A 26,188-nucleotide genomic window follows, 5' to 3' on the forward strand; every position below is an offset into this window, starting at 1 on the left:
CGCAAAGATTGGGGCTGCGCGCTATAGTAGCAAGTTAGCCTTTGAAATAGCTGAAAGTAACTTGATGGACGCGATTCGCATCCGGGGCGCCCGTACGCACAACCTGAAAAACATCTCCGTCGACCTGCCGCGACACAAATTGGTCGTAGTGACGGGGCTGTCGGGGTCGGGCAAATCCTCGTTGGCCTTCGACACGCTTTATGCCGAAGGCCAGCGCCGCTACGTTGAAAGCCTGTCGGCCTACGCGCGGCAATTCCTGCAACTGATGGACAAGCCCGATGTGGACCTGATCGAAGGCCTGTCACCCGCCATTGCCATCGAACAAAAATCGGCGGGCCACAACCCACGCTCGACGGTCGGCACGATTACCGAAATCCACGACTATCTGCGACTGCTGTACGCACGCGTGGGCACCCCCTACTGCCCCGACCACGGCCTGCCCCTGCAGGCCCAGAGCGTCAGCCAGATGGTCGACAAGGTCATGACCTGGGCGGCCGACACGCGCCTGGCCATCCTGGCGCCGCTGGCGCGTTCGCGCAAAGGCAGCTTCGAAGACGAATGCAGCAGCCTGCAGGCGCAGGGCTTCGTCCGGTTGCGGGTCAATGGCGAAATGGTCGAAATCGATCAGCTCACGCCCCTCAAAAAAACCGAAAAACACGACTTCGATGTGGTCATAGACCGTCTGCGCATTCGGCCCGAAAGCCAGCAGCGGCTGGCCGAAAGCTTTGAAACCGCAGTCAACCTGGCCGAAGGCCGGGTCATCGCCCTGAATATGGACACGGGCGACGAACACCCATTTTCCAGTCGCTACGCCTGCCCGGTGTGCCACCACAGCCTGGCCGAACTGGAGCCGCGCCTGTTCAGCTTTAACAATCCCGTGGGCGCCTGCCCCACATGCGATGGCTTGGGGCATGTGGACTTCTTCGACCCCAAACGCGTGGTGGCGTTTCCAGAGCTCAGCCTGGCCAGCGGCGCAGTGCACGGCTGGGACCGCCGCAACGCCTTCACACATACGCTTTTGACCAGCCTGGCCGCGCACTATGAGTTCGACGTCGACACTCCCTTCGAGGCACTGGGCGAAGAACTGCAGCAAAAAGTACTCTATGGATCGGGCGACGAGGAAATTCCATTTCTATACCTGAACGAGAAAGGCCGATCGACCGTCAAGAAACACGTTTTTGAAGGAATTATCCCCAATCTGGAGCGGCGCTGGCGCGAAACCGATTCAAACGCCGTGCGCGAGGAACTGGGAAAAATGCGCCACACCAAAGCCTGCCCTGCCTGCGGCGGTTCGCGGCTGCGCGCCGAAGCACGTCATGTATTGATCGGCACGGAAGCAGGCACCGGTGAACGCCGCGGGCTCGCCATATTCGAGGTCGAGGCAAAGCCCTTGTCCGCCTGCCTGGCCTGGTTCCAGGCGCTGGAACTGTCAGGCGCGAAAAAAGACGTCGCTGACCGGATCGTGCGCGAAATCGAAGCCCGCCTGGAGTTCCTGAATAACGTGGGGCTCAACTACCTGTCGCTGGACCGCAGCGCCGACACAATTTCGGGCGGTGAAGCGCAACGCATCCGTTTGGCCAGCCAGATCGGCTCCGGGCTGACTGGCGTCATGTATGTGCTCGACGAACCCTCCATCGGCCTGCATCAGCGCGATAACGGCCGCCTGATCGAAACCCTGCAGCATCTGCGCGACCTGGGCAACAGCGTGATCGTGGTCGAACATGACGAAGACATGATACGGTCGGCCGATTACGTTATCGATATGGGTCCCGGAGCCGGCGAGCATGGCGGCCAGGTCGTCGCTCATGGCACGCCTCAATCCCTCCCCCAGAACCCCAACTCCCTGACCGGTCAATACCTGAGCGGCGCCAAGCGCATCGACGTGCCGTTGCGGCGTCCCATCACCGATGAGCTGGACTGGCTATACCTGAAAGGTTGCACCGGCAATAACCTGAAATCGGTCGACCTGGCGCTGCCCGCGGGACGCCTGATGTGCGTCACGGGCGTGTCCGGTTCGGGTAAATCCACCCTGATCAACGACACGCTCGCAACGGCGGTGGCCCAGCAGCTGCACCGCGCCCAGACCGAGCCGGCGCCCTATCTTTCGCTGGAAGGCCTGTCGCACTTCGATAAAATCATCAATGTCGACCAAAGCCCCATCGGGCGCACGCCGCGCAGCAATCCGGCGACCTACACCGGCATGTTCACCCCCATACGCGAGCTGTTTGCAAGCGTGCCCGAAGCGCGCGTGCGCGGCTACGATCCGGGCCGCTTTTCGTTCAATGTCAAAGGGGGGCGCTGCGAAGCCTGCCAGGGCGACGGCGTCGTCAAGGTGGAAATGCACTTCCTGCCCGATATGTACGTGCCGTGCGACGTATGCGACGGCAAGCGGTACAACCGCGAAACGCTGGAGATCCGCTATCGCGGCCGCACCATCAGCGAAGTGCTGGATCTGACCGTCGAGCAGGCATTGCCGTATTTCGAAGCGGTGCCCAGCGTTGCCCGCAAACTGAATACGCTGATGGACGTGGGTTTATCGTATGTACGCCTGGGGCAAAGCGCCACCACCTTGTCGGGCGGCGAGGCCCAACGCGTAAAACTGTCGCTGGAACTCTCCAAACGGAGCACCGGGCGCACGCTCTACATCCTGGACGAACCTACGACAGGCCTGCATTTTCAGGATATTTCGCTACTGCTGGGCGTATTGCGCCAACTGGTCGATGCCGGCAACACGGTGGTGATCATCGAACATAATCTGGATGTCATCAAAACCGCCGATTGGGTGATCGACATGGGCCCGGAGGGTGGCGACGGCGGCGGCCGCATCGTAGCGCAAGGCACGCCGGAAGACATCGCCGCTCACCCGGAAAGCTATACCGGGCGCTATCTAAAACCTTTATTGCGTGCCGCGCACAAGCCGCATAAGCAATAGGCGCGGCACCTACCAGGACATGGTGTCGTCGCCCAACGCGCGACCCATGGCGATGGCCGCTTTTTGCAACACGGGCACCGAACCCAACAAGAACTCCATGGAAACCCGCGCCGTCGGGCCGTGGCAGGCCACTGCCGCAATGACATTCTGCTGAGCGTCCAGCACCGGCACCGCGACCGCCACCATACCCAGAACGAACTCTTCGCGATCCACGCCCAAGCCGCGCTGGCGAATATTGGCCAGCTCGCTCTCGAGCTGCTGCCGATCGATCAGCGTTCGAGGGGTGAACCGCTCCAGGCTGATGCGATCCAGAATCTGCCGGCGATGGTCGGCGTCCATGGAGGCGAGCATCAGCTTGCCGCTGGCCGTGCAATGCAGAGGAACATGCGTACCCACCTCCAGTTGCAGACGCAGCAGATGATGGGTTTCCACACGATCAAGATAGCGGATCTGGTCGCCTTCAAGCGTGGTGAGGTTGCAGGTCTCGCCCAACACCTGCACCAGTTGCCCCAATATGGCCCGCGAGGTTCGGGAAAAATGCGGTGAACGTAACGTCGCCAGTGCCAAAAGCGTGGCGCGCGGCCCCAGCACATAACCCTTTTCATTGGGCGTATCGACCACCAGGCCGGCCTCGACCAGAGACTGCAATATCCGCATCAACGTGGTTTTGGGCAAATCCAGACGTTGCGCCAGTTGCGCCAGCGTCTGGGGGTGTTGTGTACGCGCCAACTGCTCCAGCAAAGCAGGGACGCGCAGATAACGGGAAGACACATTGGACACGGCGCTAACCCTTCGGGCACAACATCCCGCCGACTATCGGTTCATTACTGAAACGCCAATGGAACTTATTGTTCCACTGGTGGATTATCGTTCGATTCTATCTTGTCGACACGCCATAAATCAATAATTATTGAAATAAGGCATCTCAATAATAAATATCGCCACGTCCGGTCTCCGACCGGTCACGCGATGGCACCCGAGGCAACCATGTCAGAGTCCGTAGATTACATCATCGTCGGCGCCGGCTCCGCCGGCTGCGTACTGGCCAACCGGCTTAGCGAAAACGGCAAGCATTCCGTCTGTGTGCTCGAGGCCGGGCCGCCGGATAAAAATATCTGGATACACATCCCCATCGGCTATGGGAAAACCATGTTTCATAAAAAACTGAACTGGGGGTTCTATACCGATCCGGACGCCAACATGCTGGGGCGCAAAATCTACTGGCCGCGCGGCAAAACGCTGGGCGGGTCGAGCTCCATCAATGGGCTGATCTACATACGCGGCCAAAAACAGGACTACGACCACTGGGAACAGCAAGGCAACGCCGGCTGGAGCTGGAACGATTGCCTGCCTTACTTTCGCAAACTGGAAAACAATGACCTGGGCGAGAGCCCAACGCGTGGCACGACCGGCCTGCTCAACGCCACCTCAATCAAAACCCGGCATCCGCTGGTCGAAGCCCTGATCCAGTCCGGAGCATCGCTGGGTCTGAAAAAACGCCAGGACTTCAACGGCGGCGATCAGGAAGGCGTAGGTTACTACCAGCTCACGACCCGCAATGGAAAGCGCTGCTCTACGGCCGTGGCCTACCTGAATCCGGCCCGCGGGCGAACCAATCTGCGTATCGAAACGGACGCCCAGGCCACCGCCATCCTTATGCAAGGGAACCGGGCCAGCGGCATCCGCTACAAAAAAGGAGGGGTGGAACGCGCCCTGCTGGCCAACCGCGAAGTGATCCTTTCAGCGGGCGCCATCCAGTCGCCGCAGTTGTTGCAACTATCGGGCATCGGGCCGTCCAAGCTCTTGAACGAATTCGGAATCCCGGTCGTCAAGGACTTGAACGGGGTCGGGAAAAATCTGCAGGACCATTTGCAGATCCGCCTGATTTACGAAGTCACCAAGCCCATTACCACCAACGACCAGTTGCGCACCATCTGGAGCAAAGGCAAGATCGGCCTGCAATGGCTGCTGTTCCGAGGCGGGCCGCTGGCCATAGGCATTAATCAAGGGGCCATTTTCTGCCGCGCCCTTCCGCAAGAAAGCGCAACACCCGATATCCAGTTCCACTTCGGCACCCTATCGGCCGACGCTGCCGGCGGCGCCGTGCACGATTTTTCCGGATGCACCTACTCGGTTTGCCAGCTGCGGCCCGAGTCCCGCGGCGAGATCAACATCAAATCGACCGACCCCTTCGAGCCGCCCTCGATGCAGCCCAATTACCTGTCCACCGATCTGGACCGGCGCACCGCGATAGCGGGTGTGAAATACGCGCGGCGCCTGGCGGCTACCGCTCCCATGAGCGATCTGATGAAAAGAGAACATCGCCCTGGGTCCGACGTGCGCACCGACGACGAAATCCTGCATTTCTGCCGCGAGTACGGAGCCACCATTTTTCACCCCACGGGTACGGCCAGGATGGGGCTGGCTTCGGACACCGGTGCCGTCGTCGACAACCGCCTGCGCGTTCACGGCATCGACGGCCTGCGCGTGGTCGACGCCTCGATCATGCCCACCCTGGTGTCGGGCAACACGAATGTCCCGATCGTGATGATTGCCGAACGCGCCGCCGAATTCATTCTGGAAGATGCCCAGCGCCAACGTTCTTGATCAGGAATTTCCAATAAAAAATTTCACACCCCGGCAAGCCTTTTGCCAAAAGTAAAAAACACCAGGAGACAACATGTCCAATCCAGATAACCGCGCTATCCGAAAGGTAGTCGCCGCCTCGCTCATCGGAGCCACCATCGAGTGGTATGACTTCTTCTTGTACGGGCTCGTGGCCGGCCTTGTCTTTAACAAGATGTATTTCCCCAGCCACGATCCGCTCGTGGGCACCATGCTGGCGTACGCCACGTTTGCCGTGGGCTTTATCGCCCGACCGTTCGGGGGCGTTATTTTCGGCCACTTCGGCGACCGGATCGGACGCAAAAGCATGCTTATCTTCACGCTGGTGCTAATGGGCATTGCCACATTCCTGATTGCGTTTATCCCCACTTACGATTCGATCGGCATCTGGGCCCCCATCCTGCTGTTGCTGTGCCGTGTCGTTCAGGGCCTGGGCCTAGGCGGCGAATGGGGCGGCGCGGTCCTCATGACCTACGAATATGCGCCCAAGAACAAGCGCGGACTCTATGCTTCATTGCCGCAAATCGGGCTGTCCATCGGCTTGTGTCTGTCCGCGGGCGTGGTTGCCTTACTGTCGGGGACGCTCACCAACGAAGCATTTCTGGACTGGGGCTGGCGTATTGCGTTCGGCCTGTCCGCCTTGCTGGTATTCGTGGGCTTGTATATTCGACTGACCATCCAGGAAACCCCGGAATTCGCCAAGATCAAAGAAGCCAACGCGGCATCGCAGATTCCCTTCTTCGACATGATGAAACGGTACCCCGGGAACATCCTGAAAGGCATGGGCGCACGGTATATCGATGGCGTGTTCTTCAACATCTTCGCCGTTTTTTCGATCAACTATTTAACCCAGACCGTCCACATCAATCGGACCGAAGCTCTGACGGGCGTGATGGCATCAGCCGTGGTCATGTGTTTCTTTATCCCCTACTTTGGCGCCCTGTCGGACAGAGTGGGCCGCACTCGTACGTACTTCTGGGGTTCTCTGATCACTGCCTTTTCGGCTCTGCCGGCGTTCTGGCTGATGGCCAATTACTCAGAGCACGTGATGGTGGTCTGGCTGTCCATCATCATTCCCTTCGGCATCTTCTACGCCGCGATTTATGGGCCCGAAGCCGCGCTCTTTTGCGAGCTGTTCGACACCAAGGTGCGCTATACCGGCATTTCGTTCGTGTATCAGTTCTCGGGGATTTTCGCCTCGGGCATCACGCCGCTCATTGCCACGGCACTGCTGAAGATGAACGGCGGCCAGCCCTGGCTGATCGTGGCATACACCATCTTTGCGGGTGTGGTCTCAGCCTTCAGCGTATGGCTCATCGGCCGGTCGGCCAGTCATGCCGAGCCGCAGATCGTGCCTGCAGGCGCCCGCGGACGATAGCGGTCGCCCGTTAATCCTTTGTAGCGACAGGCCTCGTGCCTGTCATCGATGCAAGAAACCGGGCGCCCACAAGTGTCGCCCCTACTCCATCTGGAACAATTGCCGATGTTCCCGTATCGCAAAACGATCGGTCATACCGGCGATATAGTCGGCGATGGCGCGGGCCTGGGCTTGCTCGTTATCGCGGCGATAATCATCGGCCAGCAAACGCGGCTCTTTCAAAAACGCCTCGAACAGATCGCGCACAATGGTGCGCGCCTTGTTCGTCATGCGCATGACACGATAATGCCGATAAAGATTTTCCAGCAAAAATTTCTTGAGCGCATCCGTCTGACGGCGCATTGACGTTGAAAACGCGGCCAGCGCCGGAGCCCGGCGCACCGCATCGACGCTATCGGGCTGATGCCTATGTATATTGGCCAGCGTGGTCTCGGTCAAATCCGTAACCAGGGTATTGATCATGGCGCGTACCGTTTCGGCAATTGCGCGGCGCGGCTCAAGGCGCGGATGTAACCGCAAGACCTGCGCGTAATGAGTCGCGAATATTTCCAGCATCTGCAACTGCGCCACGCTGATCAGCCCCGAGCGCAGGCCATCGTCGATGTCGTGATTGTTGTAGGCGATTTCATCGGCCAGGTTGGCAATCTGCGCCTCGAGCGAGGGCTCGGTCTTGTTCAAGAAGCGCTCGCCCACCGGGCCCAGCAAACGGGCATGCCGCAAAGAACAGTGTTTAAGTATGCCCTCGCGCGTTTCGAAGCACAGATTCAAACCATTGAAGGCGGCGTAGCGCTCTTCCAGCTCGTCGACCACACGCAGACTTTGCAGATTGTGCTCGAAGCCGCCAACCTCGGGAGCAAGCTCACGCAAGCAGGCATTCAACTCGTCCTGGCCGGCATGGCCAAACGGCGTATGCCCCAGGTCGTGGGCCAAGGAAATGGCCTCTGTCAGATCCTCGTGCAAACCCAGATTGCGCGCCAGCGTACGGGCTATCTGGGCGACCTCGATGCTGTGCGTCAGGCGTGTGCGAAACAGATCGCCCTCATGATTGACGAAAACCTGCGTTTTATATTCCAACAGGCGAAAGGCATTGCAATGGATGATGCGGTCGCGGTCGCGCTGGAACTGATTGCGATTGACCGGCGCCGCTTCGGAATGCACGCGGCCACGCGACTGCTCGGGGCGACAGGCGTAGGAGGCCAAGGATGTCATGGCCGCCTACAAGCTCGGCACAACGGTCTTGCCCAGCACGGCTTGCAGTGCGGCGGCGGGTACCGACTGGAATACCGCCTGTCCGATTCGCGGCAAAAGAATAAAGCGCAGTTGGCCCGCTTCGGTTTTTTTATCGACCTGCATCAGGTCGATCCAGCGCGCGGCCCCCAGATCAGGCGCCTGAGTGGGGCACCCAATCGCCTCAACCAGATTGCGCACCCGATCGACGCTGTCTGACGACAAGCCCAGCGTCGCGGCAGAGAGTTCGGCCGCCTGAACCATGCCGCAGCCCACCGCTTCGCCATGCAGCCATGTGCCAAAACCCAGACCGGCCTCAATGGCATGGCCAAAGGTATGGCCGAAATTGAGAATGGCCCGAAGGCCTGTTTCGCGCTCGTCCTGCGACACCACCAAAGCTTTCAGTTCGCATGAACGCCTGATGGCATAAGTCATTGCAGCGGGCTCCAGCGCCCGCAACGCCGCTACATTCTGCTCGCACCAGGCGAAGAATTCCGCGTCGATGATCAGGCCGTATTTGATGACCTCGGCCAGGCCTGCCGAAATCTCGCGAGGCGGCAAGGTGTTCAGAACATCGGTATCGATATCGACGGCAACCGGCTGATAAAACGCACCGACCATGTTCTTGCCCAAAGGATGATTGACGGCGGTTTTACCGCCCACCGACGAATCCACCTGCGCAAGCAAGGTGGTGGGCGCCTGCACAAAGCGGATGCCGCGCATGTAGGTCGCGGCGGCAAAACCGCACACATCGCCCACCACCCCGCCGCCCAAGGCCAGCAGCACCGAACGCCGATCGAAACGATTTTGTAACAAAGCGTCGAAAATCAGATTCAGGGTCTGCCAGTCTTTATAGGCTTCGCCATCGGGCAGCTCGATGAGGATTACCCGCAAGCCCGTTTGAGCCAGCGCCCGCCGGGCGCGCTCACCGTAATGGGCTGCCACGGTGCGATTGGTGACAATGGCGATGGCGGTAGCATCGTGAGGAATGCTGTCGGCCAGGCGCTCGAGGCGGCCTGCTTCGATGTGAATCGGATAGGATCCTCCGGGTGTGCTCACACGAACCGTGCTCATGAATGACTCTGGTATTTTTTTAACAAGGAAATCAGTGACTGGGCGACCTGCGATATCGGCATAATACCGGTTTCGATCGTAATGGCGGCCACCTCTTGATAAAGCGGCTCGCGCTGCATCAGCAGGGTTTGCAGGCGGGCGCGCGGATCGGGGGTCTGCAGCAAGGGCCGGGTGCGATCGCGCGCCACGCGACGGTATAGCTCATCGCCAGTGGCATGCAAGTAAACGACCACGCCGCGTTCGCGCAAATAACGACGATTCTCGGCGTTCAATACAGCGCCCCCGCCGGTGGCCAGGATAATGCCCGGGCGGCGCGAGCATTCGTCAAGCAGGGCCGTTTCGCGGCGACGGAACCCTTCTTCGCCTTCGATGTCGAAAATTAACGACACTCGCACACCGCAGCGCGCTTCGAGTTCGTGATCCAGATCAAGGAATTCGCGGTCCAGCAAGCGAGCCAGACTGCGACCTATCGTCGTCTTGCCGGCGCCCATCATGCCAACCAGGAAGATGGGCTGCTCATCAGACAGCAGTAAACCGACCGGAGCATCGGCTCCGCCCGGGTCCTGAGGTTCGCTCGTCGTCGCGCTGCGGCATAAAGGCTTGTTCATTTGTGTATTATCTCACTTGCAATCCCCAGACAGACGGATACACTGCATTGTTCAGTTACATTAACCCGCTGAGCAAATCATAGTCTGCCCAAGGTTAGACTTAAAATCGCCCCTAATGAGTTCTGCTACCTCCTCCAAATCCAATTCCAGCGCCGCATCCTCATCCTGGATCGGACGTTTCTTTTTCAAGACGGCCATTTTCTGCATCGGCATGGGCTTGTGCGTCGCCCTGCTCGGTGCCTTGGCGCTGGCACTGGCGTGGCCTAATCTGCCCGACCTGCATGCCATGACGGATTATCGTCCGCGAGTGCCCCTGCGCGTCTACACGGCCGACAAGGTGCTGATCGGCGAATTCGGCGAAGAACGGCGCAACGTCTTGCGCTTCAACGAAATCCCCGACGTCATGAAATCGGCGATTCTATCGGCCGAGGACGATCGTTTTTATCAGCATGGCGGAATCGACTGGTCCGGCGTGTTGCGCGCCATGATCGCCAACATCACGCACATGTCCAAGGCCCAGGGCGCCAGCACGATCACCATGCAGGTCGCCCGCAATTTTTACCTGTCGTCCGAAAAAACCTATACCCGCAAATTCTACGAACTGCTGCTGACGTTCAAGATCGAAGCCAACCTTAGCAAAGATCAGATCCTTGATCTGTACATGAACCAGATTTACCTGGGCCATCGCGCATATGGTTTCGCCGCCGCATCGCGCACCTATTTCGGCAAGCCCCTGTCTGAAATCACGCCGGCCGAGGCCGCCATGCTCGCGGGCATCCCCAAGGCACCGTCGCGCTTTAACCCCATCGCCAACTTCAAGCGGGCCAAAGTGCGGCAGGGCTATGTGCTGGGCCGCATGAAAGCGCTGGGCTACCTGACCGACGACGAATACAAACAGGCCATGGCGCAGCCCATACAGATCAAATCGGCGCCAGGCACACCTTCAGGCGGCTACGCCATCCACGGCGACTACGTGGCCGAACTTGCGCGGCAACTGCTATACGATGTTTACCAAGACGACATCTATTCGCGCGGCTTCAATATTTACACCACGGTCAACTCCAAAGATCAGGAAGCGGCCTACACATCGCTGCGCCAGGGAGTGCTCGATTACACGCGCCGTTCGGCCTACCCGGGCCCCGAAGAAACCATAGACCTGCCCGCAGGCATCGAACACGATCCGGCCAAGCTCGATCCCATTATTGACGATCTCCAGGAAAAATACGCCGACAGCGGCGATATCGTAATGGGCCTGGTGCTTTCGGCCGATCCCAACAAAATCACCGTCGCCCGCAGCTCGCAGGAAATCATCGACGTCACCGACAAGCGCGCCTTGCGCGTCGTGGCGCGCGGCCTGGCCAAAAACGCCAAGCCCGACGTCAAAATCCAGCGCGGCTCGGTCGTGTATCTGCACAAGAACGGTGACTACTGGGAAGTCATCAATATGCCGTCGGTACAGGCGGCCTTTGTGGCGCTCAATCCGCAAGACGGAGCCATACAAGCGATGGTGGGCGGCTTCGACTACGATCAAGGCAAGTTCAATCGCGTCACACAGGCGTGGCGCCAGCCAGGCTCAAGCTTCAAGCCCTTTCTTTATGCCTCATCGCTCGAACGCGGCCTGACCCCCGCCACCCAGATTTCCAACGAACCATTCTCGCTGACCGCCGCCCAAACCGGCTCCAAAGCCTGGAACCCCAAGAACTACGGCAACGAATACAACCCCATGCTGACCATGCGCCAGGGTTTGTACAAGTCCATGAACATGGTGTCGATCCGCATCATGCAGGCGGTGGGCCCAAAGTATGTGCAAGACTACATCACCCGCTTCGGTTTTGACCGGGCTCGACAGCCCGCTGTCCTGCCTCTGGCGCTAGGCGCAGGCAGTGTGACCCCGCTGCAACTGGCGGGCGCCTACTCGGTATTTGCCAATGGCGGCTACCGGGTGCCCCCCTTCCTGATCGACCATGTAACCGACAGCAGCGGCAAAGTCATCATGCAGGCCAAACCCACCATTGCGGGCGATGCCGCGGCACGCGCCATCGACCCACGCACCGTTTACGTCATGGATGATTTGCTGCGCGGCGTCGCTACCTACGGGACCGGAGCTCGCGTACACCGCGAACTCAAGCGCGACGACATCGGCGGCAAGACCGGCACCACCAATGATTCTCACGACGCCTGGTTCGCAGGCTTCACGCCCAAAATCGTAGGTGTGGCCTGGATGGGCTACGACCAGCCCCGCTCGCTGGGCGATCGCGAAACCGGCGGCGGCGCGGCTCTCCCCATCTGGCTCGGCTTTATGCGCGTCGCCCTCGCCGGCCAACCGCAGACACCGCCAGGCCCCATGCCTCCGGGTTTAAGCAAGATAGACGGCGATTATTACTTTTCCGAATTTCCGCCCGGCATAGCCGTGGCGCGGGTGGGTCTGCCCACAGGCGACACCGCCAGCAGCGGCAACAGCGGCGGCAACGACGGCATCAGCCAGTTGCTCAATCAGCTGGGCGGTGCCAGCGCCAGCCCGCGTGCGGCCCAGCCTGAAAAAGTACCCTTTTAAAATATAGAGTCTTCATGCCAGTGTCTTCTTTGACCACTTCCGCTCGTTGTCTGCCTCGCCTTGCGACTGGGCTCACCCTGCTTTGGGCGCTGGCCGGCTGCGGCTATAAAGGCCCCTTGTACATGCCCCCGCCACCGCCGCCCAATGCCTCTCTGACCAAGCCGCCCGTCCTCACCGCGCCCACGGCCGATCAGAACAACGCGCCGGTTCCGGCCCAGGCCACTCCGATTAAATGAACAGGGTAACTGTCGCGCCTCAATTCCAGTTCCGCAACGGGGTTCTGCATGCCGAGAACATCCCTCTGACGCGTCTGGCGCAAGAATTCGGCACGCCCCTCTACGTATATTCGCGCCAGGCGCTGAATGAAGCGTGGAAATCGTATCGCCAGGCTGTGGGCCAGCGCAATGTGCTGGTCTGCTATGGCATGAAAGCCAATTCCAACCTGGCCGTGCTGAACGAATTCAAGAACCTGGGCGCCGGCTTCGACATTGTGTCGGGTGGCGAGCTGGCGCGGGCCCTGGCCATCGGCGCCGATCCCCACAAAATTGTTTTTTCCGGCGTGGGCAAGCAGGCTTGGGAAATGCAGGCGGCCTTGAAGGCGGGCGTGAAGTGCTTTAACGTAGAATCGGAGGCCGAGCTGGCAAGGCTCGCGCAGGTGGCAAATCAAGCCGGCGCCATCGCGGCGGTATCTTTGCGCGTCAATCCCGATGTCGATGCCAAAACCCACCCCTATATCTCTACGGGCCTGAAAGAAAACAAATTCGGCATCGCCATCGAACAAGCCTTGGCGGTATACCAGCGGGCGGCCACGCTGCCCGGCATCAAGGTGCTTGGCGTCGATTGCCATATCGGCTCGCAAATTACCGAAGTGGCCCCCTACCTGGATGCGCTCGACAAACTGCTGGCGCTGATCGAAGCCCTGGCGCAGGCCGGCATCGCTATCGAGCACCTGGATCTGGGTGGCGGGATAGGCATACGCTACACCGACGAAACCCTGCTGTCGCCCACCGTGCTGCTCGATGCCGTTTTCGAACGTCTGGAGGCACACGGCCTGGGGCATTTGCAAGTTGTGCTTGAGCCCGGCCGTTCCCTGGTAGGCAACGCCGGTGTGTTGCTGACCAGCGTCGAATACCTGAAACACAGCGAAGCTAAAAACTTTGCCATCGTCGACGCCGCCATGAATGATTTGATCCGTCCCACCTTGTATGGGGCGTGGCACGATGTGGAGCCTGTCGCGCCACGCACAGAATCCGCCACCCTGGCCTACGATATTGTCGGGCCGATTTGCGAAAGCGGCGATTGGCTTGCGCGCGACCGGCAACTGGCCATCAAGCAAGGCGACCTGCTGGCCATCATGTCGGCCGGCGCTTACGCCTTTGCCATGGCCAGCCAATACAACACGCGTCCGCGCGCCGCCGAAATCATGGTCGATGGCGACCAGGTTCACGTAGTGCGCCCGCGCGAAACCCTGGCCAGCCTCTTCGACAGCGAATCGGTCTTGCCGTCATGACAGCCACAAGGGCTGTCGCTACAACAGCGCACTGACAGCGAATTGATCGCCTTGATGCCAATGTAGTGGCAGCCCTTGTGGCTGCCAAAAACCGTGCCGCGAATGCTGAACTAGCGCCGAAACTCACGGCTCGCCAGGCGGGCGCAGGCCCATTAATCGGGCCAACACGGGCCAGGTAGTCAACGCCTTTTGCAAAGCATTGTGTTCCCGCTGATCAAAATAATGCCTCGGATCGACCTCAGGCAAATGCGCATGCAGCCGCTCAATGTCGCTGACCGCCCATTTATCTTTGTCATTCATTTTGAACCGTCCAGTTGCCGGCGGCATTACGCATCGCATAGCCCTTCGGGGTAGGCAGGGTAACGATTCCGTCGTTCTCGCCGACCATTTCCGTCTGCGGCAGATTCGAGGCATATTGAATCAAGGGCGGCGAATCGGGCTTGAACGGACTATTGGAAACCATATTCGCCAGTAGCTGCGCCAGCGCCAGATAACTGCTGGGCGCGCTGATGACCTGTGTGGGCCCGCGGTGGCCGGTAAAATTGATCAAGCGCACGCCCACCGGCAAATTAATGATTTTGGGGGTAGGAATATCGCGCAACCCGGCAATCTGCCCCGGCTCGGCTTCCAGCGCGGCACCATGCTCGGGGACAAAAACCAGAACGGCTTTGCGTCCCGATGCCTGCACCACCGAGGCAAATTGATCGATGTCGGACATCAGCTTGGCCAGGCGCAGGGGATATGACTTGACACTCGACATCTTCGAACCAACCATATGGTTGCCGTCATGCAAAGTAATCGTGTTGTAGTACAAGGCGACCGGCCCCTGAACTTTTTGACGAGCGGCCCACCAGCGATCCAGCGTCGCCAGGTCATCGCGTATCGGGGAGTCGTCAAAGGCTTTGATGGCCACAGGCACCCCTTCGAGCGACATTTTCTTTATGCCGGGCACGCCAATATTGCGCGTCACGTCGCCGATGAAATCGTCAAACTGGCCATCGTGATTCAACGCAATTTGCGGCGTATATCCTTCTTGCTGCAAAGCCGAGAATATATGGCACTGTTGCGGCACGGGCTTATAAAGAGCCTTATGCGGCGTTTGTCCGCAATCGGCGCGCAACAACCGGATAGCCGCCGGGCCGCTGTAGCTGACGGCGCCGCTGAAATGGGTGAAAAGATAATCGAAATGGCTCAAAAGCGGGTTATTCAGGGCTTGGGCCACCTTGAGGTCGTCCCAGGACAATGAGCAAACATGCACCATGATGATGTCAAACTGCGCATCGGCCCGGGGGTCGGCGGGCTTGAATACAACCTGCCGCGGCGCTTCGGTTTCCCGGAAGCGCTTAAGCGCCGCTTCGTAATTGTTGCCCACCACATTCAGTGCACCGCCACCCGCGTCGGCCGCTGCCGCACTGGCCACGACTGGTGCAACAGGACCCTCGCGCAGGCTTAGTCTTGCGTCGATCAAATGCCACAGCGGTATCGAGATAAATGCAATAAGCACCAGCGAGCTGAAGCGGATCCAGCGATTCAGCACGTAATAAATCACGATGGCGAGCACACCCGTCCACAGCAAGCGGGCCGGAATAAAACGCTCGGCCAATTCGCGCAAATAGCTCGAATCGAACTTCATGATGCTGCCCAGCTGTTCAAGCGCATGAGCGAACGGTGGCAGGGACGACTCGTAATAGAGCAAAGGGATAGCGACGGCCAAGGCCAGCAGAAGACGTACGGCGCGGATCCAGCGGCGTTCGATGGGCAAAATGAGGATCAGGATGAAAACAAGATTGGCTCCCCAAAGAGGAGCCAGACTTCCCTTGAAATACAGGAACAATTTGAGCAGGAAATATAAATTCCAACTAGCCATGTTTATCTTCCGAATGAATACTTTTCACGCCCGCCGACGGCCGAGCGCCAGCAAAGACCATATCGAACCGAGCATCTCGCCACCCAGCTTTACATACCCTTCAAAACCCATCACGATCACCTCAATCAGACTGCGCAAAGGCAGATCCGGCACATTGTCCGCATCGGACTCAAGCCACGCATCGGCCCGGCCAAAGGTGCACTGGATCAGCTCGCGCTCCTTTTCCGCCGACAACGATGCGAATTCAACCCCCATGCGCCTGCCAATGGACCGGGCCACACGCGCCTCGAAATAGAATTGACGCTCGCCTAAGCCCAGGCAAACGCCCAGAGGCGTCCCTTGTTCGAGCGGCAAGGGCTCGGGCAGTGTCAGGCCAAAGCCTCCCGTCGAGTAGTCCGAAGTATGACAGGCGACGGTGTGGCCGTCCTGTAGCAGCACCGTGGCCGCAATACGCATGGGACTGCGGTGCGCGCCGCGTATCTGACGTGTTTCGCGCGATACCGAAATCGCCGCGCCCAGCATGATCATGTTGTAGAGCGTCCAGAACAGATTGATCATGATCGTCGATGTTTCGCTCGTGCCCCAGTAGAACCGCATCAAGCCAAAACCGAAGGCCACCAGATTGATCACTGCAAGGATCAGATACGGCATGGATATGCTCCAGTCCCGATAGCCCTGCTCAACCTGACCGCCCTTGCTGGTGACATTGAACCGGCCATGATTGGGGCTGAAAAACGCGATAGTCGTCGGCAGAATGACATACCAGGCCAGTACCGACTCATATACCTCCGCCCAGAACGAGTGACGAAATTTACCTTGAACGCGCGAGTTCGCAATATTGGCCAGCATAATATGGGGCAGCACAAACGCGGCCAGTGCCAGTGCCGAGGCGTTGATAAAATACATCTGAAATAACAAGAACGCGGTCGGCATCACCAGAAAGACGAGTCGCGGAATACCATAGAAGAAATGCAGCATGGCGTTGCCATAGCAAAGGCGCTGGAAAAAGCTCAAGCCTTTGCCGAAAAACGGATTATCTATCCTGAATATTTGCGCCATGCCCCGCGCCCAGCGAATCCGCTGGCTAATATGGCCGGCCAGGGTTTCGGTGGCCAGCCCTGCCGCCTGAATCGTCGACAGGTAGGCCGATTTATAGCCCAGCCGGTGCAATTTAAGCGAGGTATGCGCGTCTTCGGTAACGGTCTCGACCGCAATGCCGCCGATTTCCTCCAGTGGCGCACGCTTGATGACCGCACACGACCCGCAAAAAAAAGTTGCGTTCCACAAATCGTTGCCGTCTTGCACCAAGCCATAAAACAAGCTGCCCTCACCGGGAACCTTGCGGAATGTATTCAAATTGCGTTCGAACGGGTCGGGCGAAAAGAAATGATGCGGCGTTTGAACCAGCGCGCATTTTTCGTCGGCCAGCATGGTTCCCATCGTCGTTTGCAAGAAAGAACGCGTTGGAATGTGGTCGCAGTCAAAGATGGCGATGTACTCGCCCTGTGTTTTCTCCAGTGCGCGATTGATGTTTCCGGCCTTGGCATGCCGATTGTCATCGCGCGTTATGTAGTTGACTCCGGCGATCTTCGCGAATTCGCGAAATTCCGGGCGCTTGCCATCGTCGAGCAGATGAATGCGCAGTCTGTCGGCAGGCCAGTCTATTCCCTGGGCCGCATAAATGGTGGGCTTCACGACCGACAATGGTTCGTTGTAGGTCGGGATAAACACGTCGACAGACGGCCACAACGCAATGTCGTCGGGCAATTTCATTACATGGCGTTTAAGCGGCCAGGTCGTTTGAACGTAGCCCAGCACTAAAATAAACCAGGTATACGCTTCAGCAAAGTAAAGCGCGTAACCTATCAGTGCTTCGGTAGAGCTGGGGAAATCCAGTGTCTGCGTTGTACGCCACCAGATATAGCGAAAGGTTGCCGTTGCCGACAAGGCAACCAGCAGAAGTACGGCAAGACGCCCAGGAAAACGCCGGACAAACAGGCTGATCACAACGGTAATGCCAAAGAACAGGATTTGCGAGTCCGGCGCCAGCGGCGCGGTGCCTACCAGCAACAGCACGCCCAGCCCAAAAACCACCAGCACGATCATGATCGCCTTGTAGCGGCCCAAACCGCCTATGCGGCGCTCCGTCGCCTGCGACCAACGCTCCCACGGCACAGGCGGAAGCATCGCGGCAAGCCTTGCGTAAACCCAGCGCAGCGGCCGGCGCACTATGGCAACCATCCAGTCGACCCAGTCCACCAATGCACGCCCGAACGTGTTCTTGGAGGGCGGCTGAATGAAAACGCGCCAAATCCAGGCCCGCAAGCTATACAGTTCGATCACTCCCAACGCATCGGCGGCCTTGAAGATGCCCGCCAGCAGACCTTTGCGGATGAAGTCGGGCCGTCCTGCCCCGGGCGCCCGTATCAGCAAACGCAAAGGCCAGTCGAACCACATCCGCTCGGCAGAAATGTCCAGCCGGTCACACGCTCGTTGATAAAGGGCCGTCACGCACAAAAGAATCCAGTCCGGCTTGCCCGCCGCAGGCGCGCAAAAAAACACCCGCAACAGCCAAATCGGCCAGCTGGCTTGCGGCGCCACCCCCAGCGACGCGGCGCAACGCATGCGAAAACCATTGTCTGGCGCATCGGGCGCGAATGCTGGCGCGGACATATCAGTGCGCCTCGCCTGTCCTGACCCAATGCGCCAGCCAATTTGCCAAGCCCTGCAGATCGTGCGCGGCTTGCGAATGAGGCGCCATATCAAAGCAATGCACGCCGCGCGCATACGACTCAGGCACGGCATCATCGAAATGAATTCGCAGGGGCAACAAGGTATCGATTCCCACGCACGCGCGCAACATGGTCAGCATGTCGTAATGCATCGGGCGCGCCGGCGAAACACCATTGGCCACTATTTTCAGCTTGCGGCTATCGGCACTAAGCATCTCGAAAGATTGAGCCAATGCGGCATTGGCCACCGGCTCCGGGCGCGTGACGCAAAGCACCAGGTCGGCGCAACGAATCGCCTGCGCCGCCTTGATATCGGGCAGGCTGGCGGTATCCAGCAAAACGACCCCATTCTCCGGCAGATCGATGCTCTGTAACTGAGACGCGAGCCAATCCGGGTCATTCAAAAGCATTGAATCAAAAGTGATGGCGTCGGGCATATCCGCCTGACCAAACGGCACCAGGCGGACGCCCTCTTCATTGCGATGCATCGCCGCGGGCCACGCAACCTGCCCGTCTCGCGCATGCGCGAGCAAACCCGGCAACGATCGATCCGGCAAACCCAGAAACGAGCCCAACACATTTTGCCTGTTCATCTCAAGAGCAACGACGGTTATTTGGCGGCGCAACAGCAACGCCGCTTGCGACGCCACAAGCGTCGTTTTCCCCACGCCGCCGCAGGCCGAGGTCACTGCGATGATCTTCATTCGGAGCGCCTGGCAATATCGGTGACGTAACGGCCATTCAACACGACCGGATTGAGATCGACCGCCACCACGTCCTTGCGGCGCAATAGGGGCAAGCCGCTCACGCGAGGGCGAAGATATTGCCACAGGATCCAGACCGGCACGCCCGCCGCCAACCCTACCAGAAAAAAATACACAAGCACATTCATGATGGAACCCCTGGCGCCGCAAGCACATCCGTGTAGTCCGGCGCCGGGTGCCTGGAATTTTGGGCCTTCATCTGCGCGATTCGGTCCTTAAAGACACCGTAGTACTCTGTGTTTTCAAAGTAGCAGTTCAGCTTGCTGTCGAATATTTTTTCCAAGACGATATCGGCATCCGAAACGGGGCATCCAAACAGAAACAGGTATAGAAAATCCGCATCAGCGCTACAGATGTCGCCTGAGCGCAACAATGCGCAAGCCTGCAACACTTCCAGATGCGACACGTCGGAACACAACTGTAGCCGCAGCATTGCGTGCGGCAGATGCAGCACATGCCTGCGCTCGATCAGGCGTTCAACGTAATCGCAAAATGCCGCCATATTCAAATAACCGCGTGCCGACTCGCTCTGTACGGCCGCCAGGGCGGTACGGTAGTCATCGATAATCGGACGAGTACTAAGCTGCCCTTGCGTCGACTCGATCAGACATTGAAGCTGCGCCAGCGACAAATTGCGGGAGGCCACCACATTGGCCCCCAGACTCAGCACCAGCAATTCGTTTTGATGGCGCATCGACAACCCGCGCTCGCGCACCACAATCTTGATGGCTCGCCCGCAATGACTACGCAGTTCATGGACGGTTCGACACAGACCATCCAGATCATCCGCCAGGGAATAGTCCAGCAGAACCGTCGCGCCGCGAGCCTGTTGGCAAGCGGCCGTCATTGCGTCATGGTCGGAGACAATTTCCCATTCGGGCGGCACCCACTCTTCTGCTTCCACGGCTGCCCGAGTCGCCAGAACCCGGTGCTCATCGCGAGTAAGCAGCATGGATGCGCCCACCTCGCGCGTCGAAAGCGCGATCGCCAGCCTCCCTTCCGGGGTAAAGCGCAAGGCTTGGGACTGAGCGGTCACCATGGCGTCCTGAACACGCCAGAACTTCGCCATCCACACCATCTCGCCCAGCGATTGCGATAAATAGGCAACGCCTGTAAAAGCGCCATGGAATCCGTGCAAGCTCACGCCGCCCGATGAATCGCGGCTAAACGGATCCTGACCGTCAATGCTTCGATCCAACGGACTATCGCTCTGGCGGTGATAGCTTAAAAACAGCACCATGACGCAACGACGCGCCTTGCACCAATGCGCCAGATAATCGGCCTCTTGCGCAAGAGCAGCCGAATTGTGCCAGCTAAGCCAGCTATCGGCGCCCTCCACAAGATAAAGGGAACCCGCCTTTAATCCGTATCGCCTGATCGCCTGCAAACCTCCAATCAGCCGCCCCAGCGTGGGGAAGGCAGCGGACTGTTCCATCGACATCTCTTGCCCGGAAGGCGGGCATGCCAGGACGTTAATCTTGCGCGGCCACGCAGCCGCACCCCGCGAGGTAAATCCACGCTCGCGCAGAAACGCTGCAACCTCAGTGGTATCCCGGTTCAAAACCAGCGTCACCTTCTTGGCTCGCGAATTTTTCGCCGTATCGAACAACAACGCATCACGCGCCGGCGAGGCACTCACATGCACCGCATAAAGGCCCACGCTATCAAGCGCTGTATAGGCATCAGGCAAAGACTCGATGGCCAGTCGCGAATTGCCGCGACGACGCAAAGCGCCCACTCGCCCAAGCCATGTCGAGGCTGCTGAAAAAGAAGTCGCCATATGAAGCGGGAACCTCCGTGAAGCGCGGTTGGCGCGTGTCAAAAATCCGAATACAGCTGCGCCCCATGGGGCGGAAATTTTACCGGGCCGGTATCCGGATTAAACAGATAACGGAAATAAATCATGACCGTGGATGGTGTATATGTCGTTGAACGATCAAGCGAAAAGCTCAGGCCGCCGACGATATGCCGCGTAAAGTTATACTGAAAAATGCCCTGGACCGAGTACGACACGCCGCTGCTGCTGCCGCCCGTATGGACATTATCAGAGCCGGCTTGCAAAGCCTTGGCCTGCAAGTCTGGGCGGGTGGGGAAGAAATCTGAATCGGCCGTGGTCGCCTGCGAAAAGCCCACCGTTGCCTGCAACCCCCATGACGCCTTGCCTGAACGGCCTGTCCAGATCAACGGCACTCCCGCCGAAAGATAGCGTTGCGGGCTGTAATAGCCGCCCTGACCATAAGTATAAAAATCCAGATTTTTCGCATAATGCCAATAATTACCGACCAGGCCGCTTTCCACACGCCAATTGCGGCCCGACAAGACCGGAACGGTAAACCCCGTGCGCAAGGCATACGCCTGGTTTGGCGCGACGTTGCGGCCCGTGTATACGCCCGCCCCAAGCTGCGCGAACACACCCGCTTTGCCGACATCGCGCGATACGCGAACATCGACACCCGTGCGGACTACACCGCCGTAGACCTCGCCACTGACGGGATCGCGGGCACCGGAATAAGACAACACGCTGCTCGTCAACGCGCGCCGTGATGCGTTCACTCTAAGATTGACGTAATCATTGGGAATATCCACCTTCACCCCGCCCACCAGATTTTGCACAGGAAACCCCAGCGGCGTCGTGCCCACGTCGGCACGCCAGTTATCGGCTTCAAATCCGGCGCCCAGCGCCACGCCTGTCGCGCGAGTATCGAACGACCCATGAGCGCTTTGCGGGGAAGCCGCAAACTGGCCAAAAGATTTCCAGGAGTATGCGTCCGCCGTATCATCCAGGGTTCCAGCGTCAAGCTTTACCGTATCAGCGTGAAAAAACCAGTGGCCGTCATAGCCCTGCGGCACTTGAACATGCAGGGGCACCGTAACACCGTGGAATAGCGACACGCCGGGAGTGCCCGAGTCGTAGGACGGGATAAAGGCGGTTTCAATCAGCGGCTGCGGGCGCAGATCCAGATCCATCAAGGCCGCCTCGGCCGGAGTGCCATCGCGGCCAGGGCGCACACCGGCCTGCGACTCCTGAGCCAAGGCCGCCTGAAAGCGCGCTTTGGCCAGATCGTATTGCCCGGTCGCTTCCAATATACGTCCCTGCTGCACGGTCACATCGGGACGTTGCGCGAACCGCGCATGCAGGTCGTCGGTGAGCACAGCGGCTTCCTGCGGGCGCCTAAGTGCCACCAGCCGCCGCGCCGCCGACAGGCGGGTATCAACATCGTCGGGGGGCGCTTCGCTCACCACATTGCGCACCACGGTCAGCGCCTTTCTGCGTTCGCCACTCTGCTCAAGCACCCGCGCCAACGCCAACTGGGCATCGAGATCGTCAGGCTTCTTGGCAAGAATGGAGGCGAGCACAGTGCGCGCCTCGGCGTAGCGGCCCTGATCGCGGCGCAAGTCGACCAATTCCAGCAACCATCGCGAATCCGCACGGTACGCCGGGCCGGCCTGATTCAATAATTTTTCCGCCTGCTCGTAGTCTTCATCGGCCAGAGCAAGGTCGGTCGCCCGCAACACCTGCCGCAAGCCTTGGTCTTCCAGACGCTGCTTCTGCTTCGGTGTCAGCCCCGAGATTTTGCCTATATCGGCCAACCACCTTTTCAACGTGGTCTCACGCTTGGCGCTGGCCAGCAAATCGCCGTAGCGCAACAGCACATCCACATCCGGCTTGGCGGAGTGCGCATGTATCCAATGGCCGAGCAGGCCAAGCCCGTGATCGGGCTGGCCCTGCGCGATCCACTCGGATCCCAGCGAGGCCAGCATGTAAGGATCATCCACGGCCAGCGCCGCAGCCGAGTTCAGGCTTTTCTCGCTCGCTACATGCTGGCCCCTGGCAAATTGGGCACGCGCCTTTTTCAATAATTGCTGCGCCTGCAAATTGTGCGCCAATGCCCGCATGCCTTCGGTGCGCTGCGCCGGCGCAATCCGTCCAATGGCCGCCATGGCGCCGGGCACATCATCTTGCCCATTCCGATACAACGCGGTCGCGTAACTCATGTCGGCCGCCTTGCTGCGGGCGAACCCTTCGTTCATCACCGATTGCCCCAACTGGGGCAATCCCAAGCTCAGATAAGTTCGCGCCAGCGTATAACGCGTCCATGCCGAATCCGGGTCCTCTTTTAGCGACTGCTCCAGTTTTTCAAGCGCCTGGCCTGTTTTGTCCTGCTTCAGCAAATGATCCGCATCAGTGCTTAACTGATCGGCGCGCAACTGCTGAAACGCCGCCTGCTTTTTTCCTGTGAAACGGGTTTGCAGCCCTCTCATCATGGACGCGATTTCGTCGGCCCTGCCCGACCCTCGCAACAAGGTGCTCATATCGCGCACCACGCCGACGTCTGCCGCGGGCTGCGCAAGCAGCCTGCGCAACATGGGTTCGGCCTCGCGCCATTTTTTTTGCGCCAGCAAGGAATCAAGCAGAACCCTCTGGGCATAGGCGTTATCGGGCTGCATGGCCATCGCTGCGCGCGCGTAGCGCTCGGCCTGGGCCGGATTTCCACTCTTGGACGCATCCGAGCTTAGCCGCAAGGTGCTCCAGAATTGGGCGGTAGCCGCCAGACCTTCCCATTTTTCACGCCCGGCGGGGTCAATCTTTGCGGCGCGTTCGAACAGAATTCGTGCCTCGGCCTGGCGACTCTGGCGCATTCTCAATATGCCAAGGCCTCCAAGCAGTTCGGGATCAGTGCTACGCTTGGTCATGGCCTTTTCCAGCAATGGCGCAGCCTGCGCAACCCGGCCCCGATCCAGCAGGCTCAGGCCCTCGCGCTGCGCCTGCCAATAGGGGTCGGCCGCCAACGCGCGCTGTTCGTGCTGCTTGCCAAGGGTAGCGGTCAATAAGTCCTTGAATTCAGTATCGTCGGGCGCTGCAGCCGCATACGCCTGCAACGATTGGAGATAAGCGGGGTCGTCGCCGGCGGCGCGCAAAATCCGGCGCCAAACGCTCAAAACGGAAGATCGACCCGCTTCGGAATCCTTAAAAACCCGGGCGACGATGGACGCGGCCTCCATTCGAGTGGCGGCCTCCCTGTTAAGCAGCGAGGCCAGTGTCAACGCCGCATTGAAATTTTCCGGATGCCGGATCGTCACTTGCCGCAGCGCCGCGATAGCCCCGGCGCGATCCGGCGGATTTTGCGCCAGCACATCAAAATAATCCGCGGCCAGGTCGCCTTGCGGAGGGCCTTTGGGAAACAGGGCCTTAAGACGTCGAACGGCCTCGGCCGTCTGGTCCGTATTGCTCAAACGGCGCACGGTGGCAAACTCCTGCTTGTCGGGGCCTGCCATCCGATACGCATAATCGAGCTCACGCGCGGCATCCGAATCCGGGCTAAGCGTATTCAGGCGGGACACCAGTCTGGCGGCCTCAACCAGACGGCTCATGCGAACCTCGATCAGGCCCAATGTGCCCAGCGCATCCGGATTATCGGGAGCAATCCGCAAGGCCTTCTGGATTTGCCCAATGGCCAGATCATCACGCTGCTTCTGGCTCCAGAACCGCGCGCTGGCAATCAGTTGCGCCACAACACTGGCCGGCCCGACTGCCTGCACGGGCGGAGCCACCCCATTTAGAGGGGTCATGGCGGCACTCGCCGCCGCGGCTTCCATCAGACAACATAACGCCGCCGTCAACACCTTAAGCGACGGGCTGTGTAAAACCGCAGCCCCATTCATTGCAGCTCCATCGCGCAACCGTGCCGCCAGGCCAGCCATAAACTGCCATTGGCTCGGAAACGAAATCGGCCCACCTGCCAGCCAAGCCCAAGCAGACTTAGAACCTGGCCGTAATAGCCCGATGGCGTCCGGGTTTCCAGTTGCGCCACACGAGCGGCCTGGGCCTGCGCCAGCAGCGGCTCGCCCGACGCCTGAAGAAACGGCACCAGGGCCGCCGAAAATCCGGCGTTGCCCGCATTAGGCCCCGATTCGCCTGTCGCCGTGTCGATCGTTTCAGGAGGAAAACCGTGCGTGCGCACATAATCGACCATGGGCCTGAATGTTTTCAACAACAAGGACGCGTCGGGATCGGTGCGATCGAGCATGCCCGCCCATAAATAGACACGGATGGCGTTGTAGCCGCCCAGAGCGCGCGTCGCCGTGTCGGGCACGAATCCGGATTTGCCTTTGGCCGACTGATATTGCGCCCAATCGGGTGAAAAACCATGCGGCGCCGTTTCCACGAGCAAGCGCCGCGAAGTCTCGATAAGCTGGCGCCATTTGGCGTGTTCAGGCAAAACCGCGTCAAGCCCGCGCAGAACCTGCAAAGGCGCATAACTGGGATTGAGCCGCCAGGCACCGGCCGAGGGATGGAAACCCTTGGAACCCGGCAATAGCGACCAGCCCAGTCCGGGCAAACGCGCGGTCTCCTGGCTCAATACTTGCCTGGCCAGCAAAGTGCCCAGGGCTGTGAAACGCCGTTCGTGCCAAATACGGCCCGCCTGCAACAAGGTATAGGCCAGCCAGAGATCGGCGTCCGACGCGGGGTTGCTGTCTATCACGCCCCACGACCCATCGCCGCGTTTGCCCCATAGCCAGGCCGGCAAATGCTTGGTCAGGTCGCCCTGCGCCAGGATATTCTGGGTCATATCAAGCAGCTTATCGAATTGCGGCCTGTCGTTGGCGACCAGCGCCAGGAACAAGCCATAGGCCTGGCCCTCGGACACCGTTCTGGCATCGGCCGAACCCACATCGATGACACGGCCATCGGTGCTAATGAAGTTGCCCTTGAATGCCTCCCATCGGGGCCAAGCAGCGCAGGCACGCGAGGTAGCGCTGGGTTTCACTGTTGCTGCGCTCGCCGCCTGCGCGGGCATGACGACGCAGGCGGTCAACACCATCGCAAGCAACCCGGTAAGCCTTGCAAAGGCTGCACTCGCCGACGCGGTGCAGGTCAATTTCGCATACCGGCAGCAGCCCGCGGATGTCGCCAT

Annotated in this window: 18 protein-coding genes; 6 read left to right on the forward strand and 12 right to left on the reverse strand. The window is 59.5% G+C overall.

What is annotated here, in order from left to right:
• Positions 1-64 precede the first annotated feature (64 nt).
• On the forward strand, positions 65-2,932 hold the full coding sequence (gene uvrA / locus EDC26_RS10430; protein WP_132582252.1) for an excinuclease ABC subunit UvrA: 2,868 nt from the start codon (positions 65-67) through the stop codon (positions 2,930-2,932).
• A 9-nt stretch (positions 2,933-2,941) separates the two neighbouring features.
• Here the strand turns inward: uvrA and EDC26_RS10435 are convergent, their stop codons facing one another.
• Positions 2,942-3,712 (reverse strand): IclR family transcriptional regulator, encoded by a 771-nt coding sequence (locus EDC26_RS10435; RefSeq protein WP_132582254.1) that lies wholly within the window; start codon positions 3,710-3,712, stop codon positions 2,942-2,944.
• 207 nt (positions 3,713-3,919) lie between these two features.
• Between EDC26_RS10435 and EDC26_RS10440 the strand changes: the two genes are divergently transcribed.
• Both EDC26_RS10440 and EDC26_RS10445 read left to right on the forward strand, forming a co-directional pair.
• The gene (locus tag EDC26_RS10440) at positions 3,920-5,539 is read left to right on the forward strand and encodes a GMC family oxidoreductase (RefSeq protein ID WP_132582256.1); all 1,620 of its coding nucleotides are present in this window, start codon (positions 3,920-3,922) and stop codon (positions 5,537-5,539) included.
• A 73-nt stretch (positions 5,540-5,612) separates the two neighbouring features.
• Positions 5,613-6,935, forward strand: a complete 1,323-nt coding sequence (locus EDC26_RS10445; RefSeq protein ID WP_132582258.1) for an MFS transporter — start codon at positions 5,613-5,615, stop codon at positions 6,933-6,935.
• Positions 6,936-7,016: 81 nt separating this feature from the next.
• Here EDC26_RS10445 and EDC26_RS10450 read toward each other — a convergent pair whose 3' ends face one another.
• The 3 genes from EDC26_RS10450 to EDC26_RS10460 are packed head-to-tail and all read right to left on the reverse strand — an operon-like array spanning position 7,017 to position 9,844.
• Positions 7,017-8,144 carry a deoxyguanosinetriphosphate triphosphohydrolase gene (locus tag EDC26_RS10450; RefSeq protein ID WP_132582260.1) on the reverse strand — a complete coding sequence of 376 codons (1,128 nt, stop codon included), beginning with the start codon at positions 8,142-8,144 and terminating at the stop codon, positions 7,017-7,019.
• Between the two features lie 6 nt (positions 8,145-8,150).
• On the reverse strand, positions 8,151-9,236 hold the full coding sequence (gene aroB, locus EDC26_RS10455) for a 3-dehydroquinate synthase (RefSeq protein ID WP_132582262.1): 1,086 nt from the start codon (positions 9,234-9,236) through the stop codon (positions 8,151-8,153).
• Entirely contained in the window at positions 9,233-9,844 is a 612-nt protein-coding gene (locus EDC26_RS10460) for a shikimate kinase (RefSeq protein ID WP_132582264.1), read from the reverse strand. The genes aroB and EDC26_RS10460 overlap by 4 nt, the downstream gene beginning before the upstream one ends.
• A 115-nt stretch (positions 9,845-9,959) precedes the next feature.
• On the opposite strand from EDC26_RS10460, the gene EDC26_RS10465 reads away from it, so the two are divergent.
• The 3 genes from EDC26_RS10465 to lysA are packed head-to-tail and all read left to right on the forward strand — an operon-like array spanning position 9,960 to position 13,908.
• Positions 9,960-12,398 carry a penicillin-binding protein 1A gene (locus EDC26_RS10465; RefSeq protein WP_132582266.1) on the forward strand — a complete coding sequence of 813 codons (2,439 nt, stop codon included), beginning with the start codon at positions 9,960-9,962 and terminating at the stop codon, positions 12,396-12,398.
• Positions 12,399-12,412: 14 nt separating this feature from the next.
• On the forward strand, positions 12,413-12,634 hold the full coding sequence (gene lptM / locus EDC26_RS10470) for an LPS translocon maturation chaperone LptM (protein ID WP_132582268.1): 222 nt from the start codon (positions 12,413-12,415) through the stop codon (positions 12,632-12,634).
• Entirely contained in the window at positions 12,631-13,908 is a 1,278-nt protein-coding gene (gene lysA, locus EDC26_RS10475; protein WP_132582270.1) for a diaminopimelate decarboxylase, read from the forward strand. The genes lptM and lysA overlap by 4 nt, the downstream gene beginning before the upstream one ends.
• A 123-nt stretch (positions 13,909-14,031) precedes the next feature.
• Here the strand turns inward: lysA and EDC26_RS20140 are convergent, their stop codons facing one another.
• From EDC26_RS20140 to bcsZ, 8 genes are read right to left on the reverse strand one after another with little or no spacing between them, the layout of a single operon-like run.
• Complete coding sequence (locus tag EDC26_RS20140; RefSeq protein ID WP_165930989.1) at positions 14,032-14,208, reverse strand: hypothetical protein; 177 nt, start codon at positions 14,206-14,208, stop codon at positions 14,032-14,034.
• The gene (gene bcsG / locus EDC26_RS10480; protein ID WP_132582272.1) at positions 14,201-15,775 is read right to left on the reverse strand and encodes a cellulose biosynthesis protein BcsG; all 1,575 of its coding nucleotides are present in this window, start codon (positions 15,773-15,775) and stop codon (positions 14,201-14,203) included. Before bcsG ends, EDC26_RS20140 begins: the two co-directional genes overlap by 8 nt.
• Before the next feature lie 24 nt (positions 15,776-15,799).
• Positions 15,800-18,448, reverse strand: a complete 2,649-nt coding sequence (gene bcsA, locus EDC26_RS10485; RefSeq protein WP_243700868.1) for a UDP-forming cellulose synthase catalytic subunit — start codon at positions 18,446-18,448, stop codon at positions 15,800-15,802.
• A 1-nt stretch (position 18,449) separates the two neighbouring features.
• Positions 18,450-19,211, reverse strand: coding sequence for a cellulose biosynthesis protein BcsQ (gene bcsQ / locus EDC26_RS10490; protein WP_132582274.1), 762 nt, complete (start codon positions 19,209-19,211; stop codon positions 18,450-18,452).
• Complete coding sequence (locus EDC26_RS10495) at positions 19,208-19,399, reverse strand: hypothetical protein (RefSeq protein WP_243700869.1); 192 nt, start codon at positions 19,397-19,399, stop codon at positions 19,208-19,210. Before EDC26_RS10495 ends, bcsQ begins: the two co-directional genes overlap by 4 nt.
• Positions 19,396-21,051: a cellulose biosynthesis protein BcsE gene (gene bcsE, locus EDC26_RS10500; RefSeq protein ID WP_132582278.1), complete on the reverse strand. Its 1,656-nt coding sequence runs from the start codon at positions 21,049-21,051 to the stop codon at positions 19,396-19,398. Before bcsE ends, EDC26_RS10495 begins: the two co-directional genes overlap by 4 nt.
• A gap of 38 nt (positions 21,052-21,089) precedes the next feature.
• Complete coding sequence (locus EDC26_RS10505; RefSeq protein ID WP_165930990.1) at positions 21,090-24,935, reverse strand: cellulose synthase subunit BcsC-related outer membrane protein; 3,846 nt, start codon at positions 24,933-24,935, stop codon at positions 21,090-21,092.
• Positions 24,932-26,188 (reverse strand): cellulose synthase complex periplasmic endoglucanase BcsZ, encoded by a 1,257-nt coding sequence (gene bcsZ / locus EDC26_RS10510; RefSeq protein WP_243700870.1) that lies wholly within the window; start codon positions 26,186-26,188, stop codon positions 24,932-24,934. Before bcsZ ends, EDC26_RS10505 begins: the two co-directional genes overlap by 4 nt.

This window comes from Paralcaligenes ureilyticus, assembly GCF_004346225.1.
GTDB lineage: Bacteria > Pseudomonadota > Gammaproteobacteria > Burkholderiales > Burkholderiaceae_B > Paralcaligenes > Paralcaligenes ureilyticus.

Excerpts from the sequence above, each read along its gene's own strand:
- uvrA (WP_132582252.1), top strand. The coding sequence starts at position 65 with ATGGACGCGATTCGCATCCGGGGCGCCCGTACGCACAACCTGAAAAAC.
- EDC26_RS10440 (WP_132582256.1), top strand. The coding sequence starts at position 3,920 with ATGTCAGAGTCCGTAGATTACATCATCGTCGGCGCCGGCTCCGCCGGC.
- EDC26_RS10445 (WP_132582258.1), top strand. The coding sequence starts at position 5,613 with ATGTCCAATCCAGATAACCGCGCTATCCGAAAGGTAGTCGCCGCCTCG.
- EDC26_RS10450 (WP_132582260.1), bottom strand. The coding sequence starts at position 8,144 with ATGACATCCTTGGCCTCCTACGCCTGTCGCCCCGAGCAGTCGCGTGGC.
- aroB (WP_132582262.1), bottom strand. The coding sequence starts at position 9,236 with ATGAGCACGGTTCGTGTGAGCACACCCGGAGGATCCTATCCGATTCAC.
- EDC26_RS10460 (WP_132582264.1), bottom strand. The coding sequence starts at position 9,844 with ATGAACAAGCCTTTATGCCGCAGCGCGACGACGAGCGAACCTCAGGAC.
- EDC26_RS10465 (WP_132582266.1), top strand. The coding sequence starts at position 9,960 with ATGAGTTCTGCTACCTCCTCCAAATCCAATTCCAGCGCCGCATCCTCA.
- lptM (WP_132582268.1), top strand. The coding sequence starts at position 12,413 with ATGCCAGTGTCTTCTTTGACCACTTCCGCTCGTTGTCTGCCTCGCCTT.
- lysA (WP_132582270.1), top strand. The coding sequence starts at position 12,631 with ATGAACAGGGTAACTGTCGCGCCTCAATTCCAGTTCCGCAACGGGGTT.
- EDC26_RS20140 (WP_165930989.1), bottom strand. The coding sequence starts at position 14,208 with ATGAATGACAAAGATAAATGGGCGGTCAGCGACATTGAGCGGCTGCAT.
- bcsG (WP_132582272.1), bottom strand. The coding sequence starts at position 15,775 with ATGGCTAGTTGGAATTTATATTTCCTGCTCAAATTGTTCCTGTATTTC.
- bcsA (WP_243700868.1), bottom strand. The coding sequence starts at position 18,448 with ATGTCCGCGCCAGCATTCGCGCCCGATGCGCCAGACAATGGTTTTCGC.
- bcsQ (WP_132582274.1), bottom strand. The coding sequence starts at position 19,211 with ATGAAGATCATCGCAGTGACCTCGGCCTGCGGCGGCGTGGGGAAAACG.
- EDC26_RS10495 (WP_243700869.1), bottom strand. The coding sequence starts at position 19,399 with ATGAATGTGCTTGTGTATTTTTTTCTGGTAGGGTTGGCGGCGGGCGTG.
- bcsE (WP_132582278.1), bottom strand. The coding sequence starts at position 21,051 with ATGGCGACTTCTTTTTCAGCAGCCTCGACATGGCTTGGGCGAGTGGGC.
- EDC26_RS10505 (WP_165930990.1), bottom strand. The coding sequence starts at position 24,935 with ATGAATGGGGCTGCGGTTTTACACAGCCCGTCGCTTAAGGTGTTGACG.
- bcsZ (WP_243700870.1), bottom strand. The coding sequence starts at position 26,188 with ATGGCGACATCCGCGGGCTGCTGCCGGTATGCGAAATTGACCTGCACC.